General features: G+C 49.3%; 20 protein-coding genes. 19 read left to right on the forward strand and 1 reads right to left on the reverse strand.

The window, feature by feature from the left end:
* Positions 1-3: 3 nt before the first annotated feature.
* From MH144_RS14290 to MH144_RS14330, 9 genes are all read left to right on the forward strand, one after another.
* On the forward strand, positions 4-288 hold the full coding sequence (locus tag MH144_RS14290) for a hypothetical protein (RefSeq protein WP_239301232.1): 285 nt from the start codon (positions 4-6) through the stop codon (positions 286-288).
* Between the two features lie 71 nt (positions 289-359).
* The gene (locus tag MH144_RS14295; protein ID WP_239301234.1) at positions 360-812 is read left to right on the forward strand and encodes a hypothetical protein; all 453 of its coding nucleotides are present in this window, start codon (positions 360-362) and stop codon (positions 810-812) included.
* Between the two features lie 124 nt (positions 813-936).
* Positions 937-1,098 carry a hypothetical protein gene (locus MH144_RS14300; protein WP_176476091.1) on the forward strand — a complete coding sequence of 54 codons (162 nt, stop codon included), beginning with the start codon at positions 937-939 and terminating at the stop codon, positions 1,096-1,098.
* Between the two features lie 97 nt (positions 1,099-1,195).
* Positions 1,196-3,121, forward strand: a complete 1,926-nt coding sequence (abc-f, locus tag MH144_RS14305) for a ribosomal protection-like ABC-F family protein (RefSeq protein ID WP_239301236.1) — start codon at positions 1,196-1,198, stop codon at positions 3,119-3,121.
* A gap of 249 nt (positions 3,122-3,370) precedes the next feature.
* Positions 3,371-3,838: a hypothetical protein gene (locus MH144_RS14310; protein WP_239301238.1), complete on the forward strand. Its 468-nt coding sequence runs from the start codon at positions 3,371-3,373 to the stop codon at positions 3,836-3,838.
* Positions 3,838-4,134, forward strand: coding sequence for a hypothetical protein (locus tag MH144_RS14315; RefSeq protein WP_239301240.1), 297 nt, complete (start codon positions 3,838-3,840; stop codon positions 4,132-4,134). The genes MH144_RS14310 and MH144_RS14315 overlap by 1 nt, the downstream gene beginning before the upstream one ends.
* A 5-nt stretch (positions 4,135-4,139) precedes the next feature.
* Positions 4,140-5,450, forward strand: a complete 1,311-nt coding sequence (locus MH144_RS14320; protein WP_239301242.1) for a glutathionylspermidine synthase family protein — start codon at positions 4,140-4,142, stop codon at positions 5,448-5,450.
* Between the two features lie 15 nt (positions 5,451-5,465).
* Positions 5,466-5,870 carry a DUF350 domain-containing protein gene (locus MH144_RS14325; RefSeq protein WP_239301251.1) on the forward strand — a complete coding sequence of 135 codons (405 nt, stop codon included), beginning with the start codon at positions 5,466-5,468 and terminating at the stop codon, positions 5,868-5,870.
* 248 nt (positions 5,871-6,118) lie between these two features.
* A complete protein-coding gene (locus MH144_RS14330; protein WP_095360156.1) occupies positions 6,119-7,066 on the forward strand; it encodes a nucleoside hydrolase in 948 nt (315 codons plus the stop codon).
* Positions 7,067-7,142: 76 nt separating this feature from the next.
* Here the strand turns inward: MH144_RS14330 and MH144_RS14335 are convergent, their stop codons facing one another.
* On the reverse strand, positions 7,143-7,610 hold the full coding sequence (locus MH144_RS14335) for a heme-degrading domain-containing protein (RefSeq protein ID WP_239301253.1): 468 nt from the start codon (positions 7,608-7,610) through the stop codon (positions 7,143-7,145).
* 240 nt (positions 7,611-7,850) lie between these two features.
* Between MH144_RS14335 and lspA the strand changes: the two genes are divergently transcribed.
* The 10 genes from lspA to MH144_RS14385 all read left to right on the forward strand — a co-directional run bounded on the left by lspA (position 7,851) and on the right by MH144_RS14385 (position 18,986).
* Entirely contained in the window at positions 7,851-8,342 is a 492-nt protein-coding gene (lspA, locus tag MH144_RS14340; RefSeq protein ID WP_239301263.1) for a signal peptidase II, read from the forward strand.
* Between the two features lie 316 nt (positions 8,343-8,658).
* A complete protein-coding gene (locus MH144_RS14345; RefSeq protein WP_481856439.1) occupies positions 8,659-9,846 on the forward strand; it encodes an ABC transporter substrate-binding protein in 1,188 nt (395 codons plus the stop codon).
* Between the two features lie 24 nt (positions 9,847-9,870).
* Positions 9,871-10,737 carry a carbohydrate ABC transporter permease gene (locus MH144_RS14350; protein WP_183523240.1) on the forward strand — a complete coding sequence of 289 codons (867 nt, stop codon included), beginning with the start codon at positions 9,871-9,873 and terminating at the stop codon, positions 10,735-10,737.
* Entirely contained in the window at positions 10,737-11,564 is an 828-nt protein-coding gene (locus MH144_RS14355) for a carbohydrate ABC transporter permease (RefSeq protein ID WP_239301265.1), read from the forward strand. The genes MH144_RS14350 and MH144_RS14355 overlap by 1 nt, the downstream gene beginning before the upstream one ends.
* Before the next feature lie 309 nt (positions 11,565-11,873).
* Positions 11,874-13,283, forward strand: coding sequence for an MATE family efflux transporter (locus tag MH144_RS14360; RefSeq protein WP_239301267.1), 1,410 nt, complete (start codon positions 11,874-11,876; stop codon positions 13,281-13,283).
* A gap of 179 nt (positions 13,284-13,462) precedes the next feature.
* Complete coding sequence (locus MH144_RS14365) at positions 13,463-14,341, forward strand: helix-turn-helix transcriptional regulator (RefSeq protein WP_095360338.1); 879 nt, start codon at positions 13,463-13,465, stop codon at positions 14,339-14,341.
* Between the two features lie 232 nt (positions 14,342-14,573).
* On the forward strand, positions 14,574-15,284 hold the full coding sequence (locus MH144_RS14370) for a response regulator transcription factor (protein ID WP_239301269.1): 711 nt from the start codon (positions 14,574-14,576) through the stop codon (positions 15,282-15,284).
* The gene (locus MH144_RS14375; protein WP_239301278.1) at positions 15,281-16,786 is read left to right on the forward strand and encodes a sensor histidine kinase; all 1,506 of its coding nucleotides are present in this window, start codon (positions 15,281-15,283) and stop codon (positions 16,784-16,786) included. The genes MH144_RS14370 and MH144_RS14375 overlap by 4 nt, the downstream gene beginning before the upstream one ends.
* 60 nt (positions 16,787-16,846) lie before the next feature.
* Positions 16,847-17,953 carry a hypothetical protein gene (locus MH144_RS14380; RefSeq protein ID WP_239301280.1) on the forward strand — a complete coding sequence of 369 codons (1,107 nt, stop codon included), beginning with the start codon at positions 16,847-16,849 and terminating at the stop codon, positions 17,951-17,953.
* Between the two features lie 145 nt (positions 17,954-18,098).
* Positions 18,099-18,986, forward strand: a complete 888-nt coding sequence (locus MH144_RS14385; protein WP_239301282.1) for a LysR family transcriptional regulator — start codon at positions 18,099-18,101, stop codon at positions 18,984-18,986.
* Positions 18,987-19,214 lie beyond the last annotated feature (228 nt).

The following is a 19,214-nucleotide window of genomic DNA, read 5'->3' on the forward strand; positions in this document are numbered from 1 at the left end:
TTTGTGGATATCGTTATTCTGTGGACGCTTGGCATGTGGGCTGTGCAGCTGTTAATGGAATGGCTTGTGTACCGAATCCAGGGCCGCCGAATGACATGGGTTCAGTCGATCCTGCCTTGTGTGACTTTGCTCGGAGGGTCCATTGTAATTATGATCAGCATCGATATTGGTGGATGGAACGGTATTGGGTATGCACTACTTGGTGCAGCTCTAGGTTCATCGGGCTTATTGACGTTGATTACGGTCACCATTACGGCTTTGGTGCTGCAGCGTCGGAGAAGGAAATGATCGGGGCTCGGGGAGAGGAGCCGCGGACTTGATGCAAAAACTGAAAGGATAATGTGATGAACAGCTTAATCATGAAACACTGGTCCGCTGAACAACGTGAGCTGCCCGGAATGAATTGCGTTGCTTTTGCAAATGGAGACATCATCATCTTAAATATCAGCAAATATTACAACCCTAACAACAATGAACGCACAATCTCCTGTACTCCCCTGTGTGATACAACGATCGAGAGCGTTGATAAATATAACGATGATTATTGGACTGAGGTTGATGCTTGGACAAGTATGGACTATCAGGGTGGGAAAATCTATGGCGGGGATGGCCAGATGGGGAATGAAGGCTTCATTGCCTGCACAGACGCAAACGACAGTTTGGTCTGGGGTATTTTTTTGGATGAGACCAATCCCATAAAAAAATTAAGTGTTAGAGGTCAAACGCTGATTGCCATTAATGAACATGAAGACATGCGTATTGAAATAAATTTGGATACCCTGGTAGAAATTAAGATGACATATCTTGGGTGATAACTGCAGCCATTTGAGGTGACGTCTGCAAAAAGGACGAGGATGCTAGGCGCATGACATGGTTGCAGAGATGCAATCGTCTGTGATATATTGGCATTAATTATGACAAGGGAGGTGAAGACAGGTGAATCACGAGATGCTTAACAACCGTATTAGCCAGCTGCCGATTGCTATGGCTGGCATTGTTCACACTTTTCGCGACAACGGGAGAAGTCTGTCCAATTTTGAATATACGGAAGTTAACCATTGCGAGAAGATGCCTGCCTTGACCTCATTCGGACGATAAGCGATTAAGCTTGAATTCTGAAGGGCCGCGGAGCTAACCTCTGCGGCTCTTTTTGTGTTGCGGTCAGGATCTTCCATACCATAGGAGGAACCTTATTATGATGATCATTAGCGCGCAACAACTGACTCAATACCACGGAGCACATCTGGTGCTGGACGGGATTACCTTTGAAATTATGGAGGGGGACAAAGTCGCCCTTATCGGCCGCAACGGAAGCGGCAAAACGACACTGATGCGCCTGATGGCCCGGCTGAATCAACCGGACGAGGGGCAATTGATGATCAAGAAGGATACACGGATCGGCTATGTAGCCCAGATACCGGAAGGACTGGATGATTATACGGTACTGGATGTGCTGGCTTTGGGATTCAAAGCGCTTATGGAGTGCCGAAGCCGAATGAAGGAAATGGAGCAGCAAATGTCTGACCCGGACTATGCAGCAGACCCAGACCAATTGGAACGCTTGTTGAAACGATATGCCGCACTGCAGGAACAGTTTGAACGTGAGGGCGGATATGAGATGGACGCACGGATTGCTCAGGTGGCGGACGGACTGGATATTGCCAAAGCACACTATGGCTGGAGGTTTGGTTCCCTCTCCGGAGGAGAGCAGACCCGCGTCGTACTTGCTTCACAGCTGATCGTCCGTCCCGATCTGCTGCTGCTGGATGAGCCGACCAATCACCTTGATCTGGAGCGGGTGGAATGGCTGGAAGGCTATCTTCGGGAGTACACGGGCACGATCGTGCTGATCTCCCATGACCGTTATTTTTTGGACCGGGTGGTGACCCGAACACTGGAGCTGGAAGATGGCGAGGCGCAAACGTCAGCAGGCGGTTATACGGAATACATGAAGGTGAAGGAACAACGGCTGCTGCAGCAATTTGAGGAGTTCAAGGAACAGCAGAAGGTCATGAGGAAAATGAAGGAAACAATCCGTCAGTTGGAGGAATGGGGACGAATCGGCGGGAACGAGAAGTTCTTCCGGCGGGCCGCTTCGATGCGGAAGGCACTGGAGCGGATGGAGCAGGTGAAGCGGCCTGTGCTGGAGCGGCGTAATGCAGATTTTGATGTGCGTCCCACAGACCGCACGGGCCGCCGCGTGGCGGTGATTGAACAGGTGGAGAAGGCTTACGGAGAACGTCCGATCCTGCGCGGCGTTTCAGCGCTGCTGGAATTCGGAGACAAGGTTGCCCTGATTGGCCGTAATGGCTCAGGCAAGACCACATTGTTCAAGCTGCTGCTGGGAGAAGAGCAGCCGACTTCCGGTCAGCTTGCATGGGGAGCAAGGGTGGATATTGGCTATCTGGCACAGCAGGATGAGCCTTCCAATCCGAAGCTTAGCGTGCTTGAACATTTCCGCCTGGAGGCGGGCGTGGAAGAAGGCGAAGCACGTGGCATTCTGGCAAGGTATCTGTTCTATGGGGCAGATGTATTCCGCTCGGTTGGGCAGTTATCTGGCGGGGAATGGACCCGTCTACGGTTATCCCTGCTGGTGCATCGCAAGCCGAACGTACTACTGCTGGATGAACCGACCAACCACCTGGATATTTCTTCCAGAGAAGCACTGGAAGAGTCCTTGGTTGACTTTGAAGGCACGGTGCTTGCCATCTCTCACGATCGCTACTTCGTGAATCGTATGGCTTCACGTGTCTGGGAGCTGGAGAATGGTGAGATGACCACCTATCTCGGGGATTATGAAGCCTACCGGGAGAAAAAGCTTGAACTTCAAATGCGAGCAGGTGAAGCGGTCCAGCATGCCGTTCCGATTCCGGCTCTTCCTCGTGAGCGTGCCGGATCTAAGGACCAGCGTGGTTCTCGCCAAGGGGAGCACGGAGTGGGGAAACGACAGTCGACCGAGCAGCTCGAACAGAAGCTGGCTCGTCTGGAGGCACAGATTCAGGAGCTCGACCAACAGCTTGAATTGCAGGCAAGCTCTGCTGAGCTGGAACAGCTGTGGAACGAGCGTGAGCAGCTGTCGGGTGAATACAACGAGTTATTGGCCCAATGGGCTGAATTGTAATCGTTCATCAAGGAACGGAATAACATGAAAGGTCGGAGAATGATCTCCGGCCTTTTTGTTTTCCGGATGGTGAATGCAGTCATACTACGCTGAAATAAGCTTTGTAAGGTGCATAGCGAATGTTCTTATTTACATGTCATAGGGAATAGTGTAACTTTTTCCCTTCTCATGCGTTAAATACGTTTGTATGATTTGAAGCGGCTCACCTTAGAGCTACACAAAAGGGAGGTTATCGTTATCTATTACGCATTGACTTATCGAAGCTGGTCGGACGATCGGCAGGCTGAGACCGGGCAGCTGGAGCACGTATCTGTTACCCGGGATGAACTGTTTATGCGCAAACTGGTGGATGCAACCCTGATGAAAAACAAACTGTGGGCCCACCTGTCCAATGAGTGCGAGGATCTGCGGGATCATGCCATCTATGTGACTGCGTACGACACCCAGATGCCTGCAGATTACGGTATAGCGATTGCGGACGCTGCACTGGCCATGTGCAAAGTCTCCTCTATGTACAGCGCAGAGTACATGGTGTGGAATGGAAAGACGTTTCAGGAGCTGGAACTGGCAGACAACTCCTCGTATACGATGGAACTCGCCGAGCGTCTGCTGGACCATTATATGGTCCGTAACGGAACGACGTATGAATTCGTGTATTCGGTGCTGGATGCGGATCGCCGGAAAGTGTTGTTTTTTATGAAGGAGGTAGACCTGTAATGACAGAAGAAGAGCGGCATCATTCATCGAAACCGGGGTCAAAGGCAAAGCTGGTTGCTTTTTCCCTGATGCTGGCTGTACCTGCGGTATTGTCGGGCTGCGGCAGCAATGACGAGTGTGACCCGGATTATGACACCGGATGTGAGTATGATTCCAGCAGTGGGCATTATTATTATGGCGGTTCATACGGTGGCAGCAGCAGCAGCAGTAGCAGTAGTAGTAAGAACAGCTCCTATAGTAGCTCGAAGTCCAAATCGAGCGGATTTGGCAGCTTCTTCCGCAGTTCGGGAGGATAAAGGATATGAGGCATATTCACTCATTGCCATATCGTCACGAAGAGGTGTTTGCGGGCGAAGCCGGGCAGCATATCCCGTATCACCGGATGTATGGCAAGCAATATTGCGTACCCTCATTAACCTTGTATACCCTTGAAGAAATGCAGGAGTTGCAGCGTGCAGTTGTACAGATCGACGGCATATACTGCAAAGTCATGCGGTTTATCCAGCAGTACATGCCGGATAGCTTTCTGGAGCAGCAGTTGGGTATTCATCCAGGGCTCGTTCCGACAGCAAGGATGGAGACGGTGACAGGTGGCATCACGCGTCAGGACTGGATCATCGGCGAGGCGGGCTTCAAGTGTATCGAAAATAATACTGACACGCCTACGGGCATACCTGAGGCAGCGGTGCTGGAGCGCATTTTGGTAGGTATGGCCGAAGGTGATGACTTCAAGGCGCCATCAGCAGACATGGATGCCTGTATCCGGGAATGCTTCCGCGGTTGGCTGGAGTCTTATGCAGAGCAAGGTCTGCGAGGGCCCGTGACTTTTACTTCATTTGGTGAGCATGTGGAGGATCGGACCAATACGGAGTATCTGATGAGACGCTGCCAGGAGGCCGGATACGAGGTACGTTATGCTCCTCTGGAGGAGCTTGAGATTGTTCCCGGAGAGGCACTATATCATGATGGACACGAGATTCAGCTGCTGTACCGTCTCTATCCGCTGGAGTATCTCGTTGATGATCGGGATGAGACAACAGGTGTGGACATCGGTGCAGCACTGCTTGGACTGGTACAGGACGGTCGGCTTGGACTGATGAACCCCGTACAGCATGTCCTGATGCAGAGCAAAGGCTTCATGGCTGCAATCTGGTCACTCTATGAGCGCAATGAACAGACACCGGAGTACTGCGGTTTTCGGTTGTTTACGGATGCGGAGCTTGAGTCCATTTCGCGGTATTTGTTGCCCACTTATTTCGAAGCAGGGCCCTTTGAACTGGAGTCCACTCCTTATGTCGAGAAAAGCTATTGGGGCCGTGAGGGCCGAGGCACACTGCTGCTGGGTGAGGGAACGGAGCGTAATCCGGCAGGACAGGACGAAGATGAAGAAATCGCTGCTTATTATAACAACCAACCGAAGATTTATCAGCAGCTGGTTCCAATGGAACAGGCAAGCATCCTGACAGAGGACGGGGAATATAGCGGCTATCTGCTGACAGGCGTGTTTGTCATTGGTGGGCGTTTCGCCGGTGTACTGCCCCGGATCGGGGAGAGAGTAACCGGAGATATGGCCTATTATTGTGCGGCTGCGGTCAATGAACGTACGGGATGATGAGGAGGAGTAGGAATGGATAACTTGGGATTAAACCTGCTGAATGTGGTGGTGGGTATCGGCATTTTGCTGGTGGTATTGGTATGTGGGTATTTTGCTTTTAGCAAACTGACCCGGTATAACGATAGTGAGGAAATTGTCAAAGGCAACGAAGCGGCGGGCATGTATATGGGCAGCAAGCTGCTGGGACTGTGCATCATTGTCGGTATGGTGTCCTTCTCCACGCATTCATGGCTGGATATGCTGCTCTGGTCTGCACTAGGAATCATAATTTTGTGTCTGGTCTATATTATATTTGATTTCCTGACGCCGAAAATGCGTGTATGCGATGAGATCGCAAGAGGTAATCTGGCGGTTGCACAGCTGCTGCGTTCCATTATCATCGGCGTTTCCATCGTCATCGGTACGTTTTTGATGTAAAATGTACCCTAGCGATACATGATAATTTAGAGGGAATATAATAATTACACATGTACGAAGAGGACAGAAAGAATCTGGAGAAGCGAAGAAGCGTTCGCCTTTATCATCGGATTTCCACCTTTTCAGAAGGTATAAAAAAATCTGAGGATAACAGCGATCGTAAGATTGTTCTGTACTTGGAGTGCAAGTGTGTATTTCTTATATGTTCGTTCTAAATGAATATTAAACGGAAGAAGGAGCGCGGCATCATGAGAAAAGTCATCATTGATACAGATACAGCAGGAGACGATACGATTGCGATCCTGACAGCACTACATCACTTCCAAGTGGAAGGAATCACGATTACAGGTGGTAACGTCCAGTTTGACCAAGAGGTTGAAAATGCCCTGTACACCGTACAGGTTGCTGGACATGGCGGCAAGGTGCCTGTGTACAAAGGCTGCGAACGTCCGCTGATGGCCTACGGGCAGGCGCAGCACCGCACAGTGGAAGATGTGCATGGTGACGATGGCATGGGCGGAGCGCATTTCCCCAAGGCAGATCAGCGTCCCGAAAGCGGCCACGCGGTCGATTTTATCATTGAGAAAGTGCATGCCAATCCCGGAGAGATCTCTCTTCTGGCGATTGCACCCCTGACCAACATTGCGATGGCGATTCAAAAGGACCCGACGATCATTCCAGAGATTGCTCATCTCTACATCATGGGCGGCACGAATAATGCACTGGGCAACATTACGCCAGCAGCGGAGTACAACTTCTACGTTGATCCTGAAGCAGCCAAAATTGTACTGCATGCCGGCATTCCAACAACAATGGTTGGCTGGGAGATGTGTACCCAATATTCCGTTATGGATGATGACGACCATGCAGAAATTGCAGCGCTCGGAACATCCGGCGCCGATTTCTTCACAGCGATCAACAAAGTGGTCATGCAGTTCAACAAGTCAGTACATAAGCTGAATGGAACCACACACCCGGATACACTCCTGATGGCGGTAGCAGCAGATGAATCGCTGATGACGAAGTCTGGTCAATATTACGTGGATGTGGAAGCCGCAGGAGAACTGACGCGTGGATACAGCGTGGTGGATATTAATGGACGTTTCGGCAAAGAACCCAACGTACGCGTATGTGAAGCCATTGATCGTCCGAAGTTTAAATCCATGCTGCTGGATGTTTTGTCAGCTATTCAATGAACCAAAGAATGATCTAAACGCAGCAAGCCCACCTGGGTCCGCAAGGACCAGGTGGGCTTTTCTTGTTAAAATTTCGTTAGCCTTGCTGCAGCAAAAATGAACGGATTCCGGTGGTGACCAGGTCGTGGTCTTCCTCATCGGGCAGACCCGATACCGTAATTGTGCCAACCTGTCCCTGACCCTCCACAATCAATGGAAAGGCACCACCAGCCAGTACGAAGTCAGAGGAAGGCAGGCTGAAATCCTGCTCGAGCGTTTTATTCTCACTGCGCAGACGCAGAGCGGTATGCCATGAACTGGAGGAGAAGTGGTTTACCACGTTGTTTTTGCGCCGGATCCAATCTTCATTGTCCGGATGAGTGCCTTCCATGGCATGCAGGAAGAGGCGGTGTCCACGGAGGGTAATGTCGATGGTTACGGACTGTGAACGGCTTGTTGCCTCTTCGATCAGATGGAGTCCGAGCTTTAGGGCCAGTTCAGAGTCAAATATACGAAATACCAAGTCCTTTTCTTCCTGCTGCATTTCCTTTAGTCTCTCTGTCATCGTTAGGTTCAATTTACAGGCAGCCCCTTTACATGTGTAGTTTATGTCTACATTCGACGCAGGGTAGGGTGGTCCCTTCCGGATGCAGGCTGGGTTATCTTTTGGCTCTCCATCTGCAGTTCAAAGGAGCCCATTTGGAGACATGACTTGGGCTGTGGTAAAGTGAAGGGAACGTAATTTTGCATATTTCACAGGTTTACATAAGTAGGGCAAAACGAGTTGGGCAGGAGGAGAGACAACATGCTATTTTATTTTATAGCACTGCTGGTTACGCTGGTGGATCAGGGCACCAAGATGGCCGTGAGAATGTATATGGAAGTCGGCGATATGATGAGACTCGGTGACTCGGGCATGCAGCTGCATCATTATGAGAATAGCGGGATGGCGGGAAGTATGTTCCAGGGAAATGCGCGTCTGTTCGGCGTTGTCGCCATTCTGTTCATTGCTGGCATTCTATATTATCGGAGAAAAGGTGAGATTCGCGGTTTCTGGATGCAGGCAGGAGCAGGCTTCATGGTCGGTGGAGCCTTGGGAAATGCGATCGACCGTTTTGTATTTGCAAAAGTAACGGATTTTCTAGTGTTTCCATCTGGCCGGGGCATTCTCAACCTGGCTGATGTAGCGATTAACATTGGGGTGATACTCTTGGTGATCGGAATGTTAATCCGTGCATTGAAGAGCTACCGGGCCAAGCGATCGCGCAATGCCTTGCCCAAAATCGAACGTTGGTAATACCATATTAATCAAGTATTGCAATCACGCAAAATGGAAGAAAGAAGGACATTGGATAGTTTCCAATGTCCTTCTTTTTGTTATACATCCAAACAGAGTTGGAAACCATATCCATGATTCATTTTAACCGAAACCGTTTTAGAAATAGAAAAGGGTTGAATAACCCCTTTCTGTATGGTGGATAAGATGTAAGGATTAACCAAATGGTTATTTCACCAATTTAATGGGTAAAGCTTTACGTATATAACGCTGAGGGAGGTACAACATGAGAACATCGCTTACCAAGGCACTCGGGACAATGTTGCTGTGTGGAATAATGGCTGTGCTCCTATCCTCTTGCACAAGTGGGGAGAGCGCAAACGGCAAAGTGCAAGTGGAATTTTTCCAGAACAAACCCGAAGCCAAAGCAACTTTTGATGAACTGATCAAAACTTTCAATGCGGAGCATTCCGATATACAGGTCACTCAGGTGAATCCGCCAGATGCGGAGACCGTGTTGAAAACCCGCGTCGTGAAGAACGATGTGCCGGACATTATGGCCATGGGTGCAACCGATACATATTCGATTTTGGCCCAGAGTGAAATTTTCGCCGATCTGACAGACAGTTCGCTGACCAAGACAATTGATCCGAATTACATACAAATGCTGAAGGATGTCACGGGTATGGAGGAAGTGACCGGTATTCCTTACGCAACTAATGCAAACGGCATCATGTACAACAAAACGCTGTTTAAGGAAATGGGACTGGATGTTCCCAAGACATGGGATGAGCTGATTGCTACCGCCCAAAAGATCAAGGACGCGGGCAAGATTCCGTTCTACTTCACCTATAAGGATGACTGGCAGACCAATCTCCCGTTCAATGCACTTGGACCTAACCTGGTCGGTATTGATTTCTATCTGGATCGTCGCGAGAACAAGGTGACCTTCAAGGAGAAATACCGCGAGGTGGCGGAAAAGCAGCTTGAACTGATGAATTACGGTCATGGCGACAACTTCGGTAAAGCCTATTCCGACGGTAACCGGGCTTTTGCCAACGGTGAAGCGTTCATGTATATCCAGGGAACCTGGGCAATCTCCGAAATTCGCAAAGCCAATCCGAATGTGGATATCGGTTTCTTCCCGTTCCCAACCGGAAATGATCCAAGTGAGATCAAGCTGGTGAACGGCATCGACTCCCTGTTTACGATTTCGGCGGATACGCCAAACCGGGAACAGGCTGAGACGTTTATCGCATTCCTGCTGGAACCCGAAAACATCGGGAAATACATTGAAGAGCAAACGTTATTTGCAGCAGTCGAAGGTGTGGAGCAGGACGACCCTGCCGTGCAGGAGCTGACGCCTTATATCGAGCAGGGCAAAGTTATTGATTTTGCCGATCACTACATTCCGGCTGCGGTGCAGCTGAATTCCATCGTACAGTCCTTTTTGCAGAACAAAGACATCGACAACTATCTGGACACACTCGACAAAGAATGGGACAAGGTTGCGAATCGGCGTTAAGCCTTGTCCGAAGGAGGATGGAGTATGAACAAACGTATCGCACCCTATTACTGGATGACGGTTCCGGCGGTGGTATTGTTCTTCGTGTTTATGACGCTGCCGGCTCTCCAGGGGATTTATTATTCCTTTACGAACTATAACGGGTTTGGGAAAAGCTATGATTTCGTTGGTTTCAAAAACTATTTCAACCTGTTTCAGGATGACAATGTAGGCAATGCCTACTGGTTTACATTCAAGTTTGCCATCGTGGTAACTATTCTGACCAATATTCTGAGCCTGCTCATCGCACTCGGGCTGAATGCCAAGATCAAGTTCCGCAACTTTTTCCGCGGCATTTACTTCCTTCCGAACATCCTGAGTGTATTGATCGTAGGTTACATATTTAACTACCTGTTCTCCAACGTTTTTCCAATCTGGGGACAAAATCTGGGGATTAATGCCCTTTCGACCAACATTCTTGGTAGCGAAAGCCTGGCATGGATCGGGATCGTTATCGTGGCCGTATGGCAATCCGTAGCACTTAATACGATTCTGTATTTGGCAGGACTGCAAACGATACCAACAACGCTGTACGAGGCATCCAACCTCGACGGTGCAGGTAAATGGCGTGAATTCTGGAGCATTACCTTCCCGCTCATTGCACCATTCTTCACCATCAATATGGTACTGGCCATGAAAAACTCCCTGATGGTCTTCGATCAGATCGTTGCCTTGACCAACGGTGGACCTGGCCGAGCAACACAATCCATATCTCACCTGATCTATACGGGTGGATTTGAAGGCGGCGAATATGCATATCAATCTGCGAACTCGGTTATTTACTTCATCGTTATTGCGGTGATTTCGATTCTGCAAATCCGGTTCCTGCAAAGAAGGGAGATGGATCTGTAATGAGAAGCCGTACACGTACCAACTGGCTGGTTATGCTGCTCGTTATTCTGGGCACATTATTCATACTGTTTCCGCTCTATATGACGGTTACGATTGCGTTGAAAAATCCCGAGCAAATGGCTCAGTCGGTATTTGCCTTCCCGACCCAATTGCACTGGGAGAACTTCGCAAGCGCCATCGACATGACGAACTTCTTCCAATCGTTCCGTAACAGTGCCATCGTTACTGCATCTACCGTCATTCTGACGCTCCTTAGTAACTCCATGGTGGCTTACGCTATCGCGCGCAATATGGAGAAACGCAAGTTTTTCAAAGGGCTGTACTATTACTTCGTCAGTGCGATGTTCATTCCGTTTCCGATCATCATGCTGCCGATTGTCAAACTGACATCTTCACTGGAGATGACGAACCTGCTTGGCTTGACCTTATTACATACGGTGTATGGACTCGCCTTTAACGTCTTCGTGTATGTCGGATATATCCGGTCCATTCCGGTGGCACTGGAGGAGGCAGCTTTTGTGGATGGAGCAACAACCTGGGGCACATTCTGGAAAATCATTTTCCCGCTCATGGCACCAATCAGTGCTACGGTTGGTATTCTGACATGTCTGTCCACCTACAATGACTTTCTGCTGCCGCTCATCATTATCAGTGATCCGGCACAGTACACACTGCCGCTGGTGCAATACGTGTTCCAGGGTCAGTTCAATACCGACTTCAACCTGGCGTTTGCATCCTACCTGCTGGCCTTGCTGCCGATGATTATCATCTATCTGTTTGCACAGAAGTGGATCATTAACGGGGTAACCCAAGGTTCTGTGAAATAAAGGGATGTAAATAAAGAGGGGCGGACCTAAGAGTCCGCCTCTCTTTTTTGATTCCAAGCAAGCAATCCTAATGTTGTCTTTTTGAAATCACTTTAATTAAATCAGTCCATAGGGAAGGGTTTTGCTATGCCTCGGCGATGTCTACAGAGCAATGTGGCGGTGACTGAAAGACCAGGTTTATGAAACAAATAAATCCCTTTTTCTGGTATTTCAAAAATCTTTCAATTATTTTCGCAAAACTACTGCATTTTCAAATCACCTGTGCTAACATACCCTATGAAATCAAGCCCACGTTGGAAAGGTGAGAAAATGACAGCAATATCCTCGACCAAAGAGTCCCTCCGTTCAGATGCCAAGGATCTGAAGCTGATTCGGCTGACCTGGCCTATTTTCCTGGAACTCTTCTTGTTTATGTTGATGGGGAGCGTAGATACGCTCATGCTTAGTTCGGTATCGGATAATGCAGTGTCCGGGGTGGGCGCAGCCAATCAGATTATCTCGATTGCCATTCTTGTACTCGAAGTCATCGGACATGGTGCTGCGATTGTCGTAGCCCAATATATAGGTTCCAAAAAACTGAGTGAAGCAGCACAGGTTACAGGGAATGCGATTACGCTGAACCTTATGGTTGGGCTGATCCTGAGTGTGATTTTTCTGGTGTTTGGTGGACATTTACTGACACTTCTGAATATTCAAGGCGAAATCTATGATTACGCCCGTTCGTATATAAGCATTGTCGGAGGCGGGATTTTCCTACAGGCTCTCATCAATGCGCTGGCTGCAACCATTCGTACACACGGGTATACCAAGGAAACGATGTACGTATCGGTGTTTATGAACGTCATCCACGTTATTGGTAACTATGCCCTGATCTTTGGACATTTCGGCCTGCCCAAGCTTGGCGTAGAAGGGGCAGCGATCTCTACGGTGGGAAGCCGTTTCATCTGCCTGCTGATCTTCTTCTGGCTTTTGTACCGTGTGAGTGAGGTTCGGGTAGAGTTCGGTTATTACATTAAATTGTCCAAAAATTTTATCGGCAAAATTCTGCGAATTGGCATTCCGTCTGCGATGGAATCCATGGTGTATCATTCCTGCCAACTCATATTTACATTGTACGTGACCTATCTTGGTGCAGAAGCCATGGCAACCAAGCAATATGCCGGCAATATTTCCAGCTATATATATCTGTTCAGTATGGCGATTGGCATGGGAACGTCCATCATTGTCGGTCGTCTTGTGGGAGCACGCCGCAAAGATGAGGCATACAAACGGGTATTCGACAGTGTAAAATGGGCCCTTCTGGCCACCGTTATTATTGACGTGATCATTATTATTTTCCGCGTGCCATTAATGAGCATCTTTACGGAAAACCCGGAAATTATCAAGCTGGGCGCTCAGGTACTCCTGCTCAGTCTCCTGCTTGAAACCGGACGTACCTGCAACATTGTCATTATCGGTTCCCTGCGCGCGGCAGGGGATGCGAAGTTCCCGGTATATATGGGGTTGATCTCGATGGTATGCATGAGTCTGCCTCTCGGATATCTGCTGGTGTTCCAGCTTGATCTGGGGCTGGCAGGTGTATGGCTTGCCATTGCAACAGACGAATGGACACGTGCGGTCATTATGTACTTCCGCTGGAAGAGCCGGGCGTGGGAGAAACACGAACTGGTGGAGCATGATGAGGACGAGGTTGGTGCAGAGCCAGTCCCGGCAGTCTGATTCGTTTGCCACTATTGGATATACAGCTTTCAAGAAAGAGTCGGTCAAGGACATGGTTGTCCCTGATCCGGCTCTTCTTTTTTATATTTTCCGCAAAAATGATCAAAACGGCTGCTTGGCGAACACGTATAGTAAGGATATGGAAGGGGGTTAAACTCCATTTGAGCCGTTATCAGGAGATGATTCAGGACAGCTTGTTCTATATTGAGACACATCTGCATGAGGAGATAGGACTGGAAGAAGTGGCGTCGGAGGCTTTGTTATCGCCATATCACTATCACCGGGTATTCCGGGATGAGGTGGGCATGACCGTAATCGATTACATTCGTCATCGCCGGATGAGTTTGGCCTCTACCGCACTGCGCTCCACGGATGCAGGCATTTTGGATATTTCTCTCGCCTGCGGATTTGAAAGTCAGGAAGCATTCACCCGGGCTTTTCGCAAAATGTATGGCATGCCGCCTGGTCGTTTTCGCAAATTGTTCGATCTGAGAATATTTGATCAAAAAACCAGAGGAGGAGAATTACAGATGAATTCTGCAACTGCAATCAAAGGCTGGATGTTAACCGGAAGCCACCCGCAAAATTATGAGATGGGCATTGATCCTGCCGAAGTACATCAAGGGAAGGCATCGGGGTATTTGAAGGCCGTTACACCAATGGAGCCGAACGAGTTTGCCACGATGATGCAGCAATTCCGTGCAGACAAGTATGTGGGGAAACGGATGAAGCTGTCCGGCTTTGTCAAAACCGATCGTGTGGATGCATTTTGCGGACTATGGATGCGTGTGGATAATCATGTCCAGGATGTGCTGCAATTTGATAATATGCATGACAGGCCGATCACGGGGACACAGCCCTGGAATCAATACAGCATTGTGCTGGATGTTCCCGCAGAGAGCGCAGTAATCTCGTTTGGAGTGATCCTGAACGGTAAAGGCAAGGTCTGGGTGGACAGTTTCCGCTTCGAGGAAGTAGACCTGAATACGCCCTTGACCCATATGGAGACGGAATATGAGATGTCGGACGAACCGATGAATTTGTCGTTTGAAGAATAGCTTGATCGTTCGCATGCTGGTAAGCTCAAAATGGTAAAAGACGAAGGCCGATCCATTCCAGGTGAGGTCTTTTTGTCGTGTATGGGTATAAAAAAAGTGAAGCGAAGTCCAAGCTTAGAGAATACGGCTTATCGTATAGATCATATAGTCCTCCATGGATTATCCGGCCAGACCTTGTTAACATAGATCCAGGAATAATGAACTTATGACACCAATAAAGAGGATGAATCCGATGACTAAAAAAGTGCTTGTGGTAGATGACGAATCAAGCATCGTCAGTGCCATTGCTTATGCGCTCCGGCGCGAAGGATATGAAGTGGAAACAGCAAATGATGGCGAGGAGGCACTGGTCAAGGTAGCGTCATTCCATCCGCAGGTCATGATTCTGGATGTCATGATGCCAAGGCTCGATGGATACGGCGTATGCCGCAGACTGGAGGACCGCGAGGATATCGGCATTATTTTGCTGACTGTGAAAAATGACATCGTGGACAAAATCGTCGGATTGGAAATGGGCGCCGATGATTACATGACCAAGCCGTTCGAAATCCGTGAGCTGCTCGCCCGGGTGAAGGCACTCATGCGCCGGGTGGAGAAGAGCAGCCCGCCACCAGATGAGCAGAAGAATCAGGCTATCGTTAATGGGGACTTGCGCATTCATGTGGCTCACCGGACGGTAACGGTGAAGGAAGAAAAGCTGGATCTTACGCCCAAGGAGTTCGACTTGCTAACCATCCTGATGTCCAATCCGGAGCGGGTATACACCCGTGATGATCTGCTGGATCGGGTGTGGGGCATGGAATATGCAGGAGGCACACGCACAGTGGATATTCATATTCAGCGTTTGCGCAAAAAAATAGGGGATACGGATCAGCAAAAGCTGCAGACGGTGTACGGCATTGGATACAAGGGGTCAGCCCCTGAGCCGGGCGGTTCGGCATGAGGGTCAGCATCAAGCTGAAGTTCAGCGTGTTTCTGGCGGCATTGCTCATTTTGACCGTTGTGGTGCTCAGTTCCCTTGTACTGCGAGGGATTGAACGCAACCAGCAGTCACAGATCGAGGGCATTCTGTCGCAGCAGACGCGTCTGGTCAATCTCAATGTGCGTCAGTCCTACTACACCGAAGCCATTCGCCTGGAGACGGATGCCTTTCTGAAGCAAAATGGCCGCAGGCTTGCACAGGAGCTGGCGAACTCCACGGGGCTGCCGATTGCTCTCTATGACATGAATGGGACACAGGTAGGCTCGTCCATTACACCGGGAGAGAGCCTGGATATCCGGGAGACGCTGAACTATGCTCTGCAAAATAAAATCGCCTACCGTGAACAGGGTGACACGCTGCTCTATGCAGCACCGCTGGATGGTCCGGATGGCCAGATGGGTGCGATATGGATGCAGTATCCGGTCCAGAGCTATCATGAATTCTATGCACGCATTTTACAGTTGTTCCTATGGGCGGGAATTGCCGTCGTGGTATTGAGCTTTATTCTCGGCTACCTGTTCTATAATCGGTTTGCAGTTGCGATAACCAAACTGAAGAGATCAGCGGATTCCATTCGGGAAGGCGAGTATATTACAGAATCTCCTGTTAAACGCAAAGATGAATTGGGTGAACTCGGACAAGGTATTTATTACATGAGTACGTCCATTCAGCAAAACATTACAGACATGCATGCAGAGCAGCAGAAGCTCCAGCTGGCCATTGAGAAGCTGCAGGCACTGGAGCAGCAGCAGAAACAATACATCGGCAACATCAGCCATGAATTCAAAACACCGCTCACCTCGATCAAGGCATATGTAGAACTGCTCGATATGTACCGGGATGATCCTCAGCTGCTGGAGGATGCATCGAGCAACATCGGCAAGGAAACGGAACGGTTATACGAGATGGTCGAGAAGGTGCTGCATTTATCGGCATTGGAGAAATATGATTTTGAGAACCAGGCGGAGGATGTAGAGGTTGGTGCGCTGCTGGAGGATACCTGCGGACGCATGCGAGGCAAAGCCGAGAAGTTTGCACTTCGCATGGAGCTGGACATTCAGCCTGCCGTTATCCGCAGTGATCGGGAGAGTCTTATGCATATCTTCATCAATCTGCTCGATAATGCGATCAAGTATAACGTGTCTGGCGGTGTCATTCGGGTACAGAGCGAGCAGCAGCCACAGACACGCGAAGCGGTGATTCGCATCTTCAACTCGGGTATGCCGATTCCGGAAGAGGCAAGAGAGAAGATATTTGAACCTTTTTACACGGTCAACAAAGACAGGGCCAGAAAAACAGGCGGAACCGGGCTCGGTCTGTCACTCGTGAAGCAATTTGTAGAGAAACAGGGCGGGAAGATCACCCTGCTGCCAGGTGACATGAAGAATGAGGAAGGAACAACGTTCCAGCTTGTTCTCCCGCTCGCCGATTCAAGTTTACAAGTTGGAAACAAGTCTGAATAACTTTGGAAGTATGGCATGTGTATGCTTGGTCTATAGCAGAGAAAGCAGGGGGGGACCATGATGAATTGGAAACAGGCGGCACTCAGTACATTGGGAGCGTTAGCTCTGTTGTCCGCAGCAGCTTGCGGGGGGACTACGGAGCCGGGAGGCAACACACAAAGTGGGAAAACGGGCACGGATATCACGGTAAAAGACAATACCAATACGTCAGTGTACCAGAGCTTCAAACTCGAGAAAATTGATAAATTGCCCAATATGCGCGGCGTGGCCTGGCTTAGTGATGACTGGATCGTATCGGACAAAGAGAACACGTCGATGAAACCCGTCACGGTTGAAGGCCAGGAAAGATACCCGCATAACTTATATATGTACGATCTGTCTAAAGGAACCGATACACCGCTCAAGGAGAGCGAAGTTAGTCTGAGCTCGCCGATTGTCTCTCCGGATGGTCAGTACTTGTTCTACCGGGAGCCGGAGGAATCGACAGGCAAAGGTTTCTTTCTGAATTTGCACAACGGGGAGACGGTGAATGCGGGCGAGGAAGATGGATTCGTTCAGGAAGGCGCTTGGCTGGATAATGAGCATGTTGTCTTTCCGAATATGAAGGGAGACCTCGTCTCAGCCAGTATTGATGGTACAACCAAGGTGTTGGTCGAGACGGGCAATTTCAACGTGCGCAGCGTCAGGGTCTCAGGCAGTATGATCTACTATATTACCGGTGAAGACGGACAATTGAATGCTTATGATACAACCACAGGTGACGTGAAGCAGGTCCTGAAGAGCGTGGAGTGGGTTATTCCGTCCAATGACGGAACCAGGCTGGCCATTGTGAAAAAAACAGCGGATACGAAACGGGCGCTGGTGCTTACCGATCTGGAAGGCAACGAGAAAGCGACGCTCGCCAGAGGCACACAGATCTTCGGGACCAGTTGGTCCGGGGATGATTCCAAGATCGCGTACACGATTAACTCGGAGAGCGACGATGAGAAGGGATTATTCGTCTCCAATACGGAATCAGCAGAGCAATTCCAGATCTCGGCTGATATGGACGATATCTCCGATCCACTCGCCTGGAGCCCGGAAGGCAACAAGATTCTGCTGTCCCAAGCGGTGCTGCAGAATGAATCGTATCACTTTGTCACTTCTGTTATTACAATCTCGGAGTAACTAGTGACTAATACAAGAATGAGCCTGTTCCCAGGAGGAACCAGGCTTTTTTTGTTATGCCGCTTAATAAGTATACAGAGAGGCACGTTGTTAGAAGGGCAGTAGGTTATACTGGAGAGACGAGAAGTGAAGGGGGAAGTGTGTCATGGATGAAAAGGACTGCCGTTTACTGCTAAGCGTATCTGAAGAGAGCAGTCTGACCCGTGCTGCGGAACGCATGTTTATGACTCAGCCGGCATTGACTTACCGATTGCAGCAGCTGGAGAAGGAATTTGGCGTACCGCTCATCGACAAAACGTTGAAAGGGGCCAAATTTACACCGGAAGGTGAACATCTAGCGATCTATGCCCGGAAAATGCTGCGTGACCTCCATCAGGTGAAAGAGCAGCTCTCGAATATTCGCAATGAAGTCAAGGGAACGCTGCGCCTGGGGATCGCCAATCATTACTCATTGTATAAGCTCCCGCCTTTGTTAAAACAATTTCAGGAGCAGTATCCTGAAGTGAAGTTTGCCGTCACCTGCGCACTAAGTGTGGAGGTGATTGAATTGCTGGCACGGGATGAAATTCAAGTGGGTGTGATCCGTGGAGATCATCCTTGGTTTGATTGTAAACATCTGCTGCACGATGAAGCGGTCTGTATCGTATCGCGGGAGCCCATTCATCTTGATGAGCTCCCCGGGCTTCCGCAGATCGCTTTTCAGGAGCCTGTAACCAAAGCCGGATTCACGGCTAAAACTCCGTTTCGTGAGGCGGTAGCTGCATGGTGGTATGAACGATATGATCGCTCACCTACGGTGGCAATGCGTGTGGACAGCTATGAAACGTGCAAAGAAATGGTGCGCTATGGCCTTGGCTACGCCATTATCCCTGGAATCTTCGTCACGGATGCGGACGGGCTCCATCAGCAGGAGCTCATTCGTCTGGACGGTCAGGGCGTGAGACGGAATACATGGCTGATTTATAAGAAAAGTGTGCTGCAGCAAGCTACGGCGCATCGATTCATTGATTTGATGAGAACGGAAGGGACTTAGGCTGGTACAGGTGTAAGTTTAATTTAGCCTTCACTCGATATATGCAAAAAGAATTCTGCATAATTATTCGATTGTTTTTGAATCTTACGGCAACCCTTACAGGGTGGAATGGTAGGATTGTTAGGTGATTCATTATTCTCAAGAGATGCAGGTATGACTTTGTTGCTTTGCAGGGTAAATCGATATTTAAATTTAAAATAGTACTCTTTATGCTTACATATCATGATA

Origin of the sequence: Paenibacillus sp. ACRRY, assembly GCF_022346995.1 — a bacterium.
GTDB lineage: Bacteria > Bacillota > Bacilli > Paenibacillales > Paenibacillaceae > Paenibacillus.